The sequence below is a fragment of the Chromatiaceae bacterium genome (assembly GCA_016714645.1).
Classification (GTDB): domain Bacteria; phylum Pseudomonadota; class Gammaproteobacteria; order Chromatiales; family Chromatiaceae; genus M0108.
Genome location: JADKCI010000004.1, coordinates 477501 through 491448 on the forward strand (window position 1 = coordinate 477501; position 13948 = coordinate 491448).

A 13948-nucleotide genomic window follows, 5' to 3' on the forward strand; every position below is an offset into this window, starting at 1 on the left:
GCGCATACGGTGGATGCCTAGGCGGTAGGAGGCGATGAAGGACGTCGTAGCCTGCGAAAAGCCTCGGGGAGCTGGCAAACAAGCATTGATCCGAGGATGTCCGAATGGGAAACCCACCGGCCGCAAGGCCGGTATCGTTCGCTGAATCCATAGGCGAACGAAGCAAACCCGGGGAACTGAAACATCTAAGTACCCGGAGGAACAGAAATCAACCGAGATTCCCTGAGTAGCGGCGAGCGAAAGGGGACTAGCCCTTAAGCCCGATCACCCATAGCAGAAGCTTCTGGAAAGGAGCGCCATAGCGAGTGATAGCCTCGTACGCGACATGGCTGGTCAGGTGAAAACGAGTAGGGCGGGGCACGAGAAACCCTGTCTGAACATGGGGGGACCATCCTCCAAGGCTAAATACTCCCTACCGACCGATAGTGAACCAGTACCGTGAGGGAAAGGCGAAAAGAACCCCGTAGAGGGGAGTGAAATAGATCCTGAAACCGTATGCGTACAAGCAGTCGGAGCCCGTGAGGGTGACGGCGTACCTTTTGTATAATGGGTCAGCGACTTACATCTCAGCGGCAAGCTTAACCGAAGAGGGGAGGCGTAGCGAAAGCGAGTCTTAAATGGGCGTTTCAGTCGTTGGGAGTAGACCCGAAACCGGGCGATCTACCCATGGCCAGGGTGAAGGTGCGGTAACACGCGCTGGAGGCCCGAACCCACGTCTGTTGAAAAAGACGGGGATGAGCTGTGGGTCGGAGTGAAAGGCTAATCAAGCCCGGAGATAGCTGGTTCTCCCCGAAAGCTATTTAGGTAGCGCCTCATGTCTCACTCCTGGGGGTAGAGCACTGTTTCGGCTAGGGGGTCATCCCGACTTACCAAACCGATGCAAACTCCGAATACCGAGAAGTGCAATCGCGGGAGACAGACGGCGGGTGCTAACGTCCGTCGTCAAGAGGGAAACAACCCAGACCGCCAGCTAAGGTCCCTAAATCATGGCTCAGTGGGAAACGATGTGGGAAGGCCCAGACAGCCAGGAGGTTGGCTTAGAAGCAGCCACCCTTTAAAGAAAGCGTAATAGCTCACTGGTCGAGTCGGCCTGCGCGGAAGATTCAACGGGGCTTAAGCCATGTACCGAAGCTGCGGAAGCACGTTTACGTGCTTGGTAGGGGAGCGTTCCGTAAGCCTGTGAAGGTGTGCTGTAAGGCATGCTGGAGGTATCGGAAGTGCGAATGCTGACATGAGTAACGATCAAGGGGGGTGAGAGTCCCCCCTCGCCGAAAGTCCAAGGTTTCCTGCGTAAAGTTCATCGGCGCAGGGTTAGTCGGCCCCTAAGGCGAGGCCGAAAGGCGTAGTCGATGGGAAGCGGGTTAATATTCCCGCACCTGCTGTTACTGCGATGGGGGGACGGAGAAGGCTAGGTCATCCGGGCGACGGTAGTCCCGGTTCAAGCGTGTAGACAGGTGGCTCAGGCAAATCCGGGCCGCTAATGTCGAGGCGTGACGACGAGCCTCCACGGAGGCGAAGTGATTGATGCCCAGCTCCCAAGAAAAGCCTCTAAGCTTCAGGTAACAGGGGACCGTACCCCAAACCGACACAGGTGGGCAGGGTGAGAATCCCCAGGCGCTTGAGAGAACTCTGGTGAAGGAACTAGGCAAAATAGTACCGTAACTTCGGGAGAAGGTACGCCCCTAGTACGTGACGGCCCTGCGGCCGAAGCGGATGGGGGTTGCAGTGACCAGGTGGCTGCGACTGTTTACTAAAAACACAGCACTCTGCAAACGCGTAAGCGGACGTATAGGGTGTGACGCCTGCCCGGTGCCGGAAGGTTAAGTGATGGGGTTAGCCGCAAGGCGAAGCTCTTGATCGAAGCCCCGGTAAACGGCGGCCGTAACTATAACGGTCCTAAGGTAGCGAAATTCCTTGTCGGGTAAGTTCCGACCTGCACGAATGGCGTAACGATGGCCACGCTGTCTCCACCAGAGACTCAGTGAAATTGAAATCTCGGTTAAGATGCCGAGTACCCGCGGCTAGACGGAAAGACCCCGTGAACCTTTACTATAGCTTCACACGGGACTTTGAATCGACTTGTGTAGGATAGGTGGGAGGCTGTGAAGCCCGGACGCCAGTTCGGGTGGAGCCACCCTTGAAATACCACCCTGGTCGATTTGGAGTTCTAACCTCGGTCCGTGATCCGGATCAGGGACAGTGTGTGGTGGGTAGTTTGACTGGGGCGGTCTCCTCCCAAAGCGTAACGGAGGAGCACGAAGGTACCCTCAGCGCGGTCGGAAATCGCGCATTGAGTGCAAAGGCATAAGGGTGCTTGACTGCGAGACAGACACGTCGAGCAGGTACGAAAGTAGGTCTTAGTGATCCGGTGGTTCTGTATGGAAGGGCCATCGCTCAACGGATAAAAGGTACTCCGGGGATAACAGGCTGATACCGCCCAAGAGTTCATATCGACGGCGGTGTTTGGCACCTCGATGTCGGCTCATCACATCCTGGGGCTGAAGTCGGTCCCAAGGGTATGGCTGTTCGCCATTTAAAGTGGTACGCGAGCTGGGTTTAGAACGTCGTGAGACAGTTCGGTCCCTATCTGCCGTGGGCGTTGGAGATTTGCGGGAAGCTGCTCCTAGTACGAGAGGACCGGAGTGGACGTACCCCTGGTGTTCCGGTTGTCACGCCAGTGGCATTGCCGGGTAGCTATGTACGGACGGGATAACCGCTGAAAGCATCTAAGCGGGAAGCCCCTCCCAAGATGAGATCTCCCTGGACCCTTGAGGTCCCTAAAGGTCCGTCACAGACTATGACGTGGATAGGCGGGATGTGGAAGCGCGGTAACGCGTGCAGCTAACCCGTACTAATTGACCGTGCGGCTTGACCCTCTAACACCCAAGCGCTTTGCGCGGGGCTGGGTACGTGCCTGATACACCAACGATCTCTCTCACCCGGGGGCGGGCCGTCCGCCCGCCCCCGACCCTTTTCCCTGGCGGCCATGGAGCACTGGCACCACCTGATCCCATCCCGAACTCAGCAGTGAAACGGTGTATCGCCGATGATAGTGTGGGGTCTCCCCATGTGAAAGTAGGTCACCGCCAGGACCTTTTCTCAACCCCGCCTTGTTACTCAGGGCGGGGTTTTTCGTTGTAGGGGGTTGGGGGGGAAGGGAATTCAGCTTAAGTCTAGACTGCGAGATGTTCCAATTAACCAAAAGCAACCGCCCAGCCTGGTTCCTGTTGGCTGGGCCTGCTGCTTGGTTTAAATCTAAAACAGGAAGGGAACTACATCCTCGAAGCGGGTTGCGAAATGGATGGTCAGTCCCTGACGTACATATTCTGGCACTTCTTCGAACTCCCCTTGGTTATCGGCCGGCAGGATTATTTCCTTGATTCCGGCCCTGCGCGCGGCGATAAGCTTTTCGCGTATGCCTCCGACGGGGAAGACGGCGCCCGTTAGGGTTATCTCACCGGTCATGGCCAGGCGACGGATGGGTTTGTTTCGCGCCAAGGAAAGCAGTGCGCTGACTAAGGTGATCCCCGCCGAAGGGCCGTCTTTGGGTGTGGCGCCAGCGGGGACGTGAATGTGAATAAAAGCCTTCTCGAAATACGCCTGATCGATGCCAAATTGGACCGCATGGCTGACGAGGTATCCGTAGGCGATTTCGGCTGACTCCTTCATGACATCACCCAGTTGGCCCGTGAGTTTGAAACCTCGCGTAAAACCATGCGTCCTCACCGCCTCGATGGAGAGGGTGGCGCCGCCCATGGCTGTCCACGCCAGCCCCGTGACGACCCCAGGACCCATCAGTTTGCGCTCGTCGCGAAACATGGGGCTGCCCAGATATTCCTTGAGCCGATCCCGACCTATTTGGATGGGTTGTTCCACGCCTTCAAGCAACTTCACCGCGCACTTCCGCACGATTTTGCCGATCTGCTTGTCGAGGCGGCGTACACCCGCGTCTCGCGCGTAGCCCACGATCACCGCGCGCAGGGTGGCGGCATCGAGGCGTATCGACCGCACGGGTAGGCCAGCCTTATCGATCTGACGGGGAAGGAGGAATTTCTTGGCGATGGCCAGCTTTTCCTCAACGATGTAACCCGACAAGGGAATGATCTCCATGCGATCCGCCAGGGGCCCGGGGATGCTGTCCAACTGATTAGCGGTACATACGAATAGCACCTTGGAGAGGTCAAAGCGCAGATCCAGGTAGTGATCAAGAAAGTCCGAATTCTGCTCTGGATCGAGAACCTCAAGCAGAGCCGAGGCGGGATCGCCGTGATAGGAGGCGCCAATCTTGTCAATCTCGTCGAGCATGATGACGGGGTTAGCGGTGCCCGCATCCTTGATCGCCTGCAGGAATTTGCCCGGCATGGCGCCAATATAGGTACGGCGGTGGCCCTTGATCTCGGCCTCGTCGCGAATACCCCCGACGGAGAAGCGGTAGAAACGGCGGCCTAGGGCATCGGCGATGGAGCGTCCCACGGAGGTTTTGCCCACCCCGGGTGGGCCCACCAGCATAACGATGGAGCCAGCGATCTGGCCCTTGTGAATGCCAACCGCCAGAAATTCCAGGATGCGGGTCTTGACGTCCTCAAGACCGTAGTGATCCCGATCCAGGATGCGCCGTGCGCGTTTCAGGTCTAATTTATCCTTGGAATAGCAGCCCCAGGGCAGTGTCGTGATCCAATCCAGATAATTCCGGGTGACGGAATATTCCGGTGATCCCGTCTCAAGGATGGCCATCTTCTCCAGTTCCTCATCGACGCGCTTTTGGGCCTCATCGGTGAGGGTCAGGGACTTGAGGCGCTCCTTGAATTTGTCCAGTTCCGCCGTGCGGTCGTCCTTGGCTAGCCCCAGTTCCTTTTGAATGACCTTAAGTTGTTCCTTGAGAAAAAAATCGCGCTGCTGCTTCTGCATCCGCTCCTCGACCGATTCACGGATTTTTTGCTGGGCTCGGGCCAGGTCCAGTTCGTTATTGAGCAGGATCAGCACCTTTTCCATGCGTTTGAGCAGATCGACGGCTTCCAGGACCTCCTGAAGTTGTTCCTTGGTAGAGGTTGTCAGACTGGCGGCAAAGTCGGATAGATGGGAAGGGTCATCCGGTCCGAAGCGATCCAGGAAGACTCGCAACTCCTCGACATAAAGGGGGTTGAGGGGGAGCAGTTCCTTGATGGTATTGATAACGGCCATGGCATAGGCCTTGATCTCATCCTGACCGCGCGTGCTGGGCTCCGGCAAGTATTCGACGCGCGCGGAAAAAGGTGCCCGCCGGGAGATCCAGTTTTCGATACGGAAGCGATGAACGCACTCCACCAACACCTGGAGGTATCCATCCTGTTCATGAACCCGATGGACCCGGCAGGCCGTGCCGACGACATGAAACTGCTCGGTGGTGGCCTCCTCGGCCGTATCGTTGGTAACCAGGACCACGCCAAGGATCTTGTTATCCGAATCGACTACCGCACGAATGGTCTTGGCCCAATGCTTGCCAGACATGAGCAGGGGTACGGCCTGGCCCGGGAAGAAGGGGCGGGCCGCCACGGGCAATAGATGAATGATGCCGGGCAGAACATCCTTGACGCGGGCCGGCATGGTCGGCTCCCCCGCCGACGCATCGGTATCCTGCGGCGATATCTCGCTCGGCGCATCCTCGGCTGCCGTTAGGTAATCCTCTTGATCCGCTGGGTCACTCATCTTTTTCGCCTGATGAAATTTGATTCAAGATTTGGGTAAGGGCTGAAGAGCTGGAGTTTATAAGCGTACAATTTTCGGGCGAAGGCGCCCCTTTGCAAGTCAGATTGGCCAGGCAGGCAAAGGTGGAGACCGAGAGTTCCTCGGCGCGCTGACCGGGATCAATCCCCAGGGTCGCGAAATCCCCGGCCGTTGCCAAGCCTTTGAGGGTGTTGCGCAAGGTCTTGCGGCGCTGGGCAAAGGCCTGGGTCACCAGGCGCTGATGATGACCTGGATCCTGGAGTGGGAAGGGCGGGGGATCGAGTGGCGTCAGGCGCAGAAAGGCTGAATCGACCCTGGGCGCCGGGAAGAAGGCCTGGGGCGGAATTTCAAACAGGGCCTCGGCCCGGCACCAGGTCTGGATCATGACCGAGAGCCGGCCGTAGGTACGGGAGCCCGGAGGGGCGACAATGCGGTCCACCACCTCCTTCTGCAACATGACATGCATGTCCAGGATCCAGGCCTTTTGTTCCAGGAAGCGGAACAGGAGCGGAGTGGAAATGTTGTAGGGCAAATTGCCGGTCAGGCGCAGCTTGTCCCCAGGCGCTACCAATTGGCTCAGATCAAAGACCAGGGCGTCGGCCTGATGGATGGTCAGTTGCCCTAGGGGGGCACAGGTACGGGCCAGGGGCTCGATGAGGTCCCGATCCAGTTCCACCGCATCAAGTTGGCCGGCCGCGCCCAGCAAGGCCCGAGTGATGGCGCCGCGCCCTGGACCTATCTCCACCAGCCTCTCCCCGGGGCTGGGTGAGATGGCGGCGATGATGCGGTCGATGACGCCTTGATCCTGGAGAAAGTTCTGGCCGAATCTTTTGCGGGGGTGGGGCATGAGCGGCGTTGGGAACAGGGCTGGGATATCATCCAGTCTGCGCCTAAGTTCGACCGGGGGTCCAGTCGATTAGCTCCCGGGTGGCCTGGTCGTCCGCTGGTCGTGGCGGGAAAAGTCGCGTACTATCTGGATAATGAAAGTGATGCTTCATGGTATTCGATTCACTACAACAACAAACGAGGACGACATATCCATCGATGAATGAATTCGATCAGGCCTATCTGGTCCCGGACGGGACCGATCTTCAGGGGATCAAGGACGCCCTCGAGGCGAGATGCCGGATTGGCGAGGATGAACCCCGACACCTGCTGCGGCGTTTTCACGACACCTTCGACTGGAGTCTGTACCTGGCGGGCGGGGTTCTGGAGGAGCGGATCGACGGTCATCAACGCGTCATGATGTGGCGCGATCTCAATGACGAGGTCCCTATCTTGGCGTGCGAACTCGAGGGGGACTTGGGTTTCGCCGCTGATCTGCCGGCTGGCCCCGACACCGAGCGCTTGGGGCGACTCTTGGGCATTCGTCGCCTGCTGCCCCTCTTGGATGTCCATTCCCGCATACTGACCTGGCGCCTCCTTAACGAGGATGACAAGACCATCGCTCGTCTGGAACTCGAGCAGAATCGTTACGACGATAAGGCGCGGGAACGTCAGGGCCCCATCTCCACCCGCCTGCGGCTTCACGCCGTCAAGGGCTATGAGGCCGATTTTCGCGACACGGCGCTGATGCTCAACGAAGGGCTTGGCCTGTCCCTGGTCCGCACCGAGCTCCTGCTGGAGGCCCTGGCATCCGCGGGACGCAAGCCAGGTGACTACAGTTCCCAACTCAATTTTCGCCTCGATCCCGATCGTCGCGCGGACGATACGACCAAGGAAATCCTGCTCCATCTGCTCAATACCATCGAGGTCAATATACCTGGCACACGTGACAACCTGGACTCGGAATTTCTCCATGATTTCCGCGTGGCCGTGCGCCGCACCCGTTCAGCCCTCACCCAGATCAAGGATGTTTTTGCCCCGGATGTAGTCGAGCAATATAAGGATGTCTTCGGCTGGATTGGCGAGTTTACGGGCCCCGTGCGCGACCTGGACGTCTATCTGCTCGATTTCAACGCCTATCAGGTGTGCCTGCCGGAACCCCTGCGGCCCCATCTGGAACCCCTGCGCGACTTCATCCACGCCCATTATGGCGAGGAACAGAAGGCCTTGGTGGAGCACCTGGATTCCAAGCGTTTCCGGAATCTGCTGCGCGATTGGCGGGCCTTCCTGGAGGCCCCGGTCCCCGAAAGCTCCGTGGTGCCGAACGCCATGCGTCCGGTCTTGGCGGTAGCGAATGACCGCATCTGGACCATGTACCGGCGGGTACGCAAGGAGGGGCGGGCCATGACCCCCGCCTCCCCGGCGGAGGACATGCATGAGCTACGGAAAAGCTGCAAAAAGCTGCGCTACCTGATCGAGTTCTTCGACAGCCTCTATTCGAAACAGGAGGTGCGTCAACTGGTGAAACTCCTCAAGGTACTGCTGGATAATCTTGGCAAGTTCCAGGACCTGGCGGTCCAGGCCGACCACCTGCGCGAGATGGCCCAGCGCATGCGCGACGAGGATGGGGCCAGTACCGATACCCTGCTTACCATGGGCATCCTGGTGGGGGACTTGCTGGAACATCAGCACCGGGCTCGGGAGGATTTTGCCCAGATCTTCGCCAGTTTCGATAGCGAAGACCACCAGGGTCTGTTTAAGTCCCTGTTTGAGGACCAGAAGCGGCAGGGGAAGGGCGCATGAAGATCATCGCTTCATACAATATCAAGGGGGGTGTTGGCAAGACGGCGACGGCGGTCAATCTGGCCTATCTGTCGGCCAGGGAGGGTTATCGCACCCTGATCTGGGACCTGGACCCCCAGGGGGCCGCCACCTATTACTTTCGTGTCAAGCCCAAGGTCAAGGGCGGTACCAAGGCCCTGGTGAGCGGCCACCAGGATCTTGACGACCTGGTGAAGGGCACGGATTTCGAGCGACTGGACCTCTTGCCCGCGGATTTCTCTTACCGCAACATGGACTTGTTGCTGGAAGACAATAAGCGTCCGACCAAGCAGTTACAAAAATTACTCGCCCCCATGGCGATCGCCTACGACTATGTCTTCCTGGATTGTCCGCCGAGCATCTCGCTGGTCTCTGAGAATGTCTTTCGCGCCAGTCACGCCCTTTTGGTGCCCATGATCCCCACCACTTTGTCGGCACGCACCCTGGCGCAATTGCAGGACTTCCTGGAGGGTCACGATGGCCTTGGCAAGACTAACCTTATGCCTTTTTTCTCCATGGTGGATCGGCGCAAGCATTTGCATTTACACCTGATGGAGAGCCTGCCTCAAAGCTTCCCCAGCTTCCTCAAGACGAGCATTCCCTATGCCACCGAGGTGGAGCGCATGGGCATCACCCGCATGCCTCTGCCGGCCTATGCCCCGTCGACCAATCCCGTAACCCGGGCTTACGAGGCCCTGTGGCAGGAGGTGAAGGCGGGGATCAAGGGCTCGGCGATTTGGGCAACGGCAGGCTAGGGCGCGAGGCCCTAACCGGCACCGATGGCACCCAAGCCATCAACTCAGGGACCCTAAATACTCGTCCACCGCGTGGTCGGGACAGATCTGGCCTTGGCGCACGGCCTCCCCGTAGCGCTGATGCCAGCCGTTGATCAGGGGCCTGGCCCTCAGCCATTCGGCGTGGACGATGCGGGCCAGGGGGCCGCCCTGGTCAAGGAAGCCGCTGTCCGCGAAGGCTCGCCCGGCGGCGGCGCGATCATAGTCCAGGCGGATGATGCGGGTATGCCAACGGCCATGGCGCCATTCCAGTTGGCCATAGCTTGCCCGCGGGTCGCCGTCGAAGGGAGAGCCGACGGAGCCCACGTTGAGGATGTCGATACCCTGAAATTGGCGGGTCAAGGGCCTGTGGGTGTGGCCCGTCACGAAGAGGTTCACGTCAAGGGGCACCTTGGCCGGGAGATCGGCGTCCTGGGTTCGCGCCGAGATGCCGTCGCGGTTACCGAGGAGGGTGCCGTGGGTGACATGGACCCAGCCCCGCCCCGGTTCGGCTTCGAAGCAGAGATGGTCTGGCCAATCGGCCAGCCAATGCTCGGTTCCCGCGATCTGGGTACAGGTGAAATCGGCCAGGGCACGCAGGCGGGCGTCGAGGGCGTCTAGGGGTGGTTCGCGTCCACAGCGCAAGACCCAGACCTCGTGGTTACCCAGAATTGGTAGCCAGCCCTGATCCTGACGCAATTCCTGGAAGCGCCTCAGGCAGGTGTCGCTGGTCGGGCCGCGATTGATGAGATCACCGGCCATGACGACCAGGTCCGGATTCCAGCCCTGGATATGGGCGACACAGGTCTCCAGGGCTGGGAGGTTGGCCTGAACGTCGGAAAATACCGCGACCCTCATGAGGTTAGGTCCCCCATGAGGGCGTTAACCCGCGCCACCTTGGCGTCGAGCCGCCCCAAGGGGCCTTCCCGCATATCCAGCTTGGCCGTGGCATAGACCCGCCTGCAGCCTTGTGCCGCCAATACCTGGTGGGCGCGGGCGATCAGGACCAAGGCGGACTCCAGATCCTCGGTCTCGACGAGGGTGCCCATGGCGCCGAGCTGGTAGGGGTGACCGCTAGCCCGGATCATGGCGACCACGGGGGCGACGAAGGCCCCGACGCTTGCGCCCTGGTCCATGGGGAAGATGCCGAGGTCGAGAAGGACCGACATGGGTTTTACCTCTGGAGACGGATGGTTCATCATTAGTCGTGGGCAATGGCGGTAATCCCGCCGGTCCTTTTCACGCGCCCCTAGAGGCCCCATTTCATTGCCGAGTTCCTGGATGCTGCAAGAACAAGAAGTTACCGAGCCGGACTGGGAAAGCCCGCTAACCCTCAAGCTGACCCCGGCCCTGCTGATGCATTCTCTCATGGCCACCGCCACCGCCGTCCACACGGGTTATGCGAGTTGCGTTGACGACAAGCTGGTAGTCAATGACCTGGTGTCCCTGGATGGTGCCGTAGGCAACTATGTGCGCCTGGTTGAGCAGGATTTCTACGAGGACGAGGACCCGGATACCGTCTGGCACGACTGGACCCTGGAAATTTCCATAGGCAAGATCCTGACCACGGCCCATTGGCAGATCCCCACCAATGCCTCCCCCATGGAGTGGGAGTGGACCGCCCGTGAGGCGGAGAAGGCCTTCGGCAGCGCCTGTATCCTCATCGGGCGGCGGGTCCGGCAGGGCCTGGTGGTCGATGAACCCGTTCCTATCGAACAACCTCATCCGCGCATGAGCCGACATTGAGCCCTGCGCTGGCTTTCCCTCTGTTAACCCGCTTGTGGTTGGTTTCGACCTCAGGCTAGCGAGTTCCCCTCTTCTCAATCTCAGCGAGGCCCAGCCCATGAACTTCAAGATCGATATCGACATGACCCCGGAAGAGATGCGCAAGCTGCTCGGTCTGCCCGATGTGGAGGCCTTTCAGCGGCAGATACTGGATGACATCCGCCAGCGCATGGTAGAGGGCGTCGAGGGCTATGATCCCCTTAAGCTCTTCCAGCCCTACGTGGCCGGGTCCATGGCCTCTTGGGACATGATGCAAAAGATGTTCTCGGCGGCGGTTGGCTCAAGCCAGATCGGCGGTAAGACCGCGGATTAGGTTGTTCCCGACGGGCACTGCTCAGCCCAGCCGTTCCAGTTCCCGCTTAGCCTGGGCTCGGATGCTCTCCAGTTCCGCGATCAGCCGATTGATCGTGTTATCGATATCGGCCTCGCTGTGCATCATGGGGCCGACGATGATGGAGCCGTCGATGGCATAGCCGTGCTGGCCGAGACGGATGCCCACCCCGGGCTCCGCCAGAATGTCGAACAGGGCCCAGCCGGTATTGGGGAGATGGAGTTGGAAGACATGTGGCATGGGTTTGTCCGTGCGTCTGGTTCTGGCCGGGAGCCTTAGGTCGTCTATTCAGTCGTCAGGTTGTCGAGGCGTAAGGGTTGTTGAAGGGGTTCGCCGTCCAGGCGGGGTAAGCCGTCCGCGCCCAGCAGCAAACGGCCCTGGGCGAACCATCGCACCACTTGCGGATAGATGCGGTGCTCCTGAATCAGCACCCGGGCCGCCAACCGGGTGGCATCATCGTCGGGCTCCACCTTGACCACCGCCTGAAGCACCGCCGGGCCGCCATCCAGCTCCTCCGTGACAAAGTGCACCGTCGCCCCGTGTTCGCGTTCACCGACCTCCAGGGCCCGTTCGTGGGTGTGCAGGCCGCGAAACTTGGGCAGTAGGGAGGGGTGGATGTTGAGCATCCGGCCTCGGTAATGGGTCACGAAGCCCGGGGTCAGGATGCGCATGAAACCGGCCAGGGCTACCAGCCCGGGCTGAAAGCCGTCGATGAGGTCCATGAGGGCCGCGTCGAAGGCGGGGCGGTCGGGGTAATCCCGATGGCTCAGCACCCGCCCCTCGATAGCGGCCTGCCGCGCCCGTTCCAGCCCGAAGGCATCCGCCTCGTTGGCAATGACGGCGCGGAGGTGAATGGGCAGTGTCCCGTTCTGGACCGCATCAATCAGGGCCTGCAGGTTGCTCCCGCTGCCCGAGATCAGCACTACCACGGACAGGGGGCTACTGCTCACGCCGCCGCCCTCTGGGCGAAAATCACTGCGGGCGGTCCCGAGCAGGCCTCGATACGGCCTAGAATCCAGGCGGACTCACCCAATTCCCCCAGCCGCTGGCAGGCCAGCTCGGCCATGGCCACCGGGACGCAGAGCACGAGGCCGACGCCACAGTTGAAGGTGCGCCGCATCTCCGCCTCCGCGACCCCGCCCTGGGCTTGCAGCCAGGCGAAGACGGGCGGCAGTCCCCAGGAGTCCAGGTCGATGACCGCCTGGGTACCTTTGGGCAGGACGCGCGGCAGATTCTCCGGCAGGCCGCCGCCGGTGATGTGGGCCATGGCATGGACCGGCACTTCCTTCATCAATTCCAGCACCGGTTTGACATAGATGCGGGTAGGGGCCAGCAGGCGCTCCCCCAGGGTCATGCCCTCCAGATCCTGCTGGAGTTGGGCGCCACTGACCTCGAGGATCTTGCGGATTAGCGAATAGCCGTTTGAATGGGGGCCGGAGGAGGCTAGGCCGACCAGGACGTCCCCGGGCTGGACGCGATCGGGCGTCAGGAGTTGGTCCTTCTCGGCGATGCCAACGCAAAAGCCCGCCAGGTCGTAGTCACCGGGGGCGTACAGCCCCGGCATCTCCGCCGTCTCACCGCCGGTGAGGGCGCAGCCCGCCAGTTCGCAGCCCTTGGCAATACCTGCCACCACGGCGGTGGCGACCTCGAGGTCGAGCCGTCCGGTGGCGTAGTAGTCAAGAAAAAAGAGGGGCTCGGCCCCGGCCACCAGGATGTCGTTGGCGCACATGGCCACCAGGTCGATCCCAATGGTGTCGTGGCGACCCAGTTCCAGGGCCAATTTTAGCTTGGTGCCCACCCCATCCGTGCCCGATACCAGCACCGGCTGGCGGTATTTATCCAGGGGTAATTCGAAGAGGGCGCCAAAGCCCCCCAACCCCGTCATGACGCCGGGCCGGGAGGTGGCGGCGGCCAAGGGCTTGATACGCTCCACCAATGCATTGCCAGCGTCGATATCGACCCCGGCGTCGCGGTAACTCAGCCCGGGTTTGTTAGGGGTAGGGAGGTCCTGGGGCATGACGGGCTCCAATAATGAATCAGTCCGTATTCTAGCAGTTGGCCCTGACCGCCGGTACTTGGACAAAGCCGGGTCCGGGGGAATAAAATCCTCGCCACTGCTCGTTTACCCAGGGGATGTCACGGCCTTGAAACTCAGGGATCTGCCCAACATCATCAGCTTTCTACGCTTGCTGGCGGTGATGCCCGTGGTGCTACTCCTCCTGGAGGGGGCCTTTGGCTGGGCGCTCCTGCTGTTCGTCTTGGCAGGCCTGTCCGATGGACTCGATGGCTTTCTCGCCAAGCAATTCCACTGGCAGAGCCAGTTGGGCGGCATCCTGGACCCCTTAGCCGATAAGACCCTGCTGGTCGCCTGCTTTCTGGTCCTGGGGGCCCTTAAGCTGATCCCCATCTGGCTCGTGGTGGCCGCCATCAGTCGCGACCTTATCATTGTCGGTGGCGCTACCCTCTATCACTTCCGGGTCGCGGAAATCCGGCCGGCGCCAACCTGGGCGAGTAAGCTCAATACCCTGCTGCAGATCGCCCTGGTGGTGGCCGTCATCGCCAATGCCGGCCCCTTGCCCCTGCCTGCCCTCCTGGTGGCGGCCCTGACCTGGGCCTGTCTCGCCACCATCCTCATCAGCGGTCTTCAGTATGTCTGGGTCTGGTCGCGCAAGGCGCGGGCCATGGGCCTGCACGAGGATTCATGAGCCAC

General features: G+C 60.5%; 12 protein-coding genes and 2 rRNA genes (1 of these 14 running past the window's edge). 7 read left to right on the forward strand and 7 right to left on the reverse strand.

Annotated features, from left to right (window positions below; all coding sequences use genetic code 11):
• Together IPN92_14085 and rrf are read left to right on the forward strand one after the other, a co-directional pair.
• A 23S ribosomal RNA gene (locus IPN92_14085) occupies window positions 1-2876 on the forward strand; it begins 14 nt to the left of the window's first position.
• A gap of 100 nt (window positions 2877-2976) precedes the next feature.
• Window positions 2977-3092 (forward strand): 5S ribosomal RNA (gene rrf / locus IPN92_14090).
• 163 nt (window positions 3093-3255) lie between these two features.
• Here the strand turns inward: rrf and lon are convergent.
• Together lon and rsmA are read right to left on the reverse strand one after the other, a co-directional pair.
• Window positions 3256-5685: an endopeptidase La gene (lon, locus tag IPN92_14095; protein MBK8639336.1), complete on the reverse strand. Its 2430-nt coding sequence runs from the start codon at window positions 5683-5685 to the stop codon at window positions 3256-3258.
• A complete protein-coding gene (gene rsmA / locus IPN92_14100; protein ID MBK8639337.1) occupies window positions 5678-6550 on the reverse strand; it encodes a 16S rRNA (adenine(1518)-N(6)/adenine(1519)-N(6))-dimethyltransferase RsmA in 873 nt (290 codons plus the stop codon). Before rsmA ends, lon begins: the two co-directional genes overlap by 8 nt.
• Before the next feature lie 197 nt (window positions 6551-6747).
• Here rsmA and IPN92_14105 point away from each other — a divergent pair, with 197 nt between their 5' ends.
• Entirely contained in the window at window positions 6748-8331 is a 1584-nt protein-coding gene (locus tag IPN92_14105; GenBank protein ID MBK8639338.1) for a CHAD domain-containing protein, read from the forward strand.
• Window positions 8328-9104, forward strand: coding sequence for an AAA family ATPase (locus IPN92_14110; protein MBK8639339.1), 777 nt, complete (start codon window positions 8328-8330; stop codon window positions 9102-9104). Before IPN92_14105 ends, IPN92_14110 begins: the two co-directional genes overlap by 4 nt.
• Before the next feature lie 39 nt (window positions 9105-9143).
• On the opposite strand, the gene IPN92_14115 is transcribed toward IPN92_14110, so the two are convergent.
• A complete protein-coding gene (locus IPN92_14115; GenBank protein ID MBK8639340.1) occupies window positions 9144-9980 on the reverse strand; it encodes a metallophosphoesterase family protein in 837 nt (278 codons plus the stop codon).
• Window positions 9977-10291, reverse strand: coding sequence for an MTH1187 family thiamine-binding protein (locus IPN92_14120; protein ID MBK8639341.1), 315 nt, complete (start codon window positions 10289-10291; stop codon window positions 9977-9979). The genes IPN92_14115 and IPN92_14120 overlap by 4 nt, the downstream gene beginning before the upstream one ends.
• A gap of 112 nt (window positions 10292-10403) precedes the next feature.
• Here IPN92_14120 and IPN92_14125 point away from each other — a divergent pair, with 112 nt between their 5' ends.
• Both IPN92_14125 and IPN92_14130 read left to right on the forward strand, forming a co-directional pair.
• Window positions 10404-10868, forward strand: coding sequence for a hypothetical protein (locus IPN92_14125; GenBank protein ID MBK8639342.1), 465 nt, complete (start codon window positions 10404-10406; stop codon window positions 10866-10868).
• 97 nt (window positions 10869-10965) lie between these two features.
• Window positions 10966-11220 (forward strand): hypothetical protein, encoded by a 255-nt coding sequence (locus IPN92_14130; protein ID MBK8639343.1) that lies wholly within the window; start codon window positions 10966-10968, stop codon window positions 11218-11220.
• A 21-nt stretch (window positions 11221-11241) separates the two neighbouring features.
• On the opposite strand, the gene IPN92_14135 is transcribed toward IPN92_14130, so the two are convergent.
• Genes IPN92_14135 through purM form a run of 3 tightly spaced genes read right to left on the reverse strand, consistent with a single transcriptional unit; the run spans window position 11242 to window position 13255 of the window.
• Window positions 11242-11478 (reverse strand): hypothetical protein, encoded by a 237-nt coding sequence (locus IPN92_14135; GenBank protein MBK8639344.1) that lies wholly within the window; start codon window positions 11476-11478, stop codon window positions 11242-11244.
• Between the two features lie 44 nt (window positions 11479-11522).
• Entirely contained in the window at window positions 11523-12188 is a 666-nt protein-coding gene (gene purN / locus IPN92_14140; GenBank protein MBK8639345.1) for a phosphoribosylglycinamide formyltransferase, read from the reverse strand.
• Entirely contained in the window at window positions 12185-13255 is a 1071-nt protein-coding gene (purM, locus tag IPN92_14145; GenBank protein MBK8639346.1) for a phosphoribosylformylglycinamidine cyclo-ligase, read from the reverse strand. Before purM ends, purN begins: the two co-directional genes overlap by 4 nt.
• A gap of 127 nt (window positions 13256-13382) precedes the next feature.
• Between purM and IPN92_14150 the strand changes: the two genes are divergently transcribed.
• Entirely contained in the window at window positions 13383-13943 is a 561-nt protein-coding gene (locus IPN92_14150) for a CDP-alcohol phosphatidyltransferase family protein (protein MBK8639347.1), read from the forward strand.
• Window positions 13944-13948 lie beyond the last annotated feature (5 nt).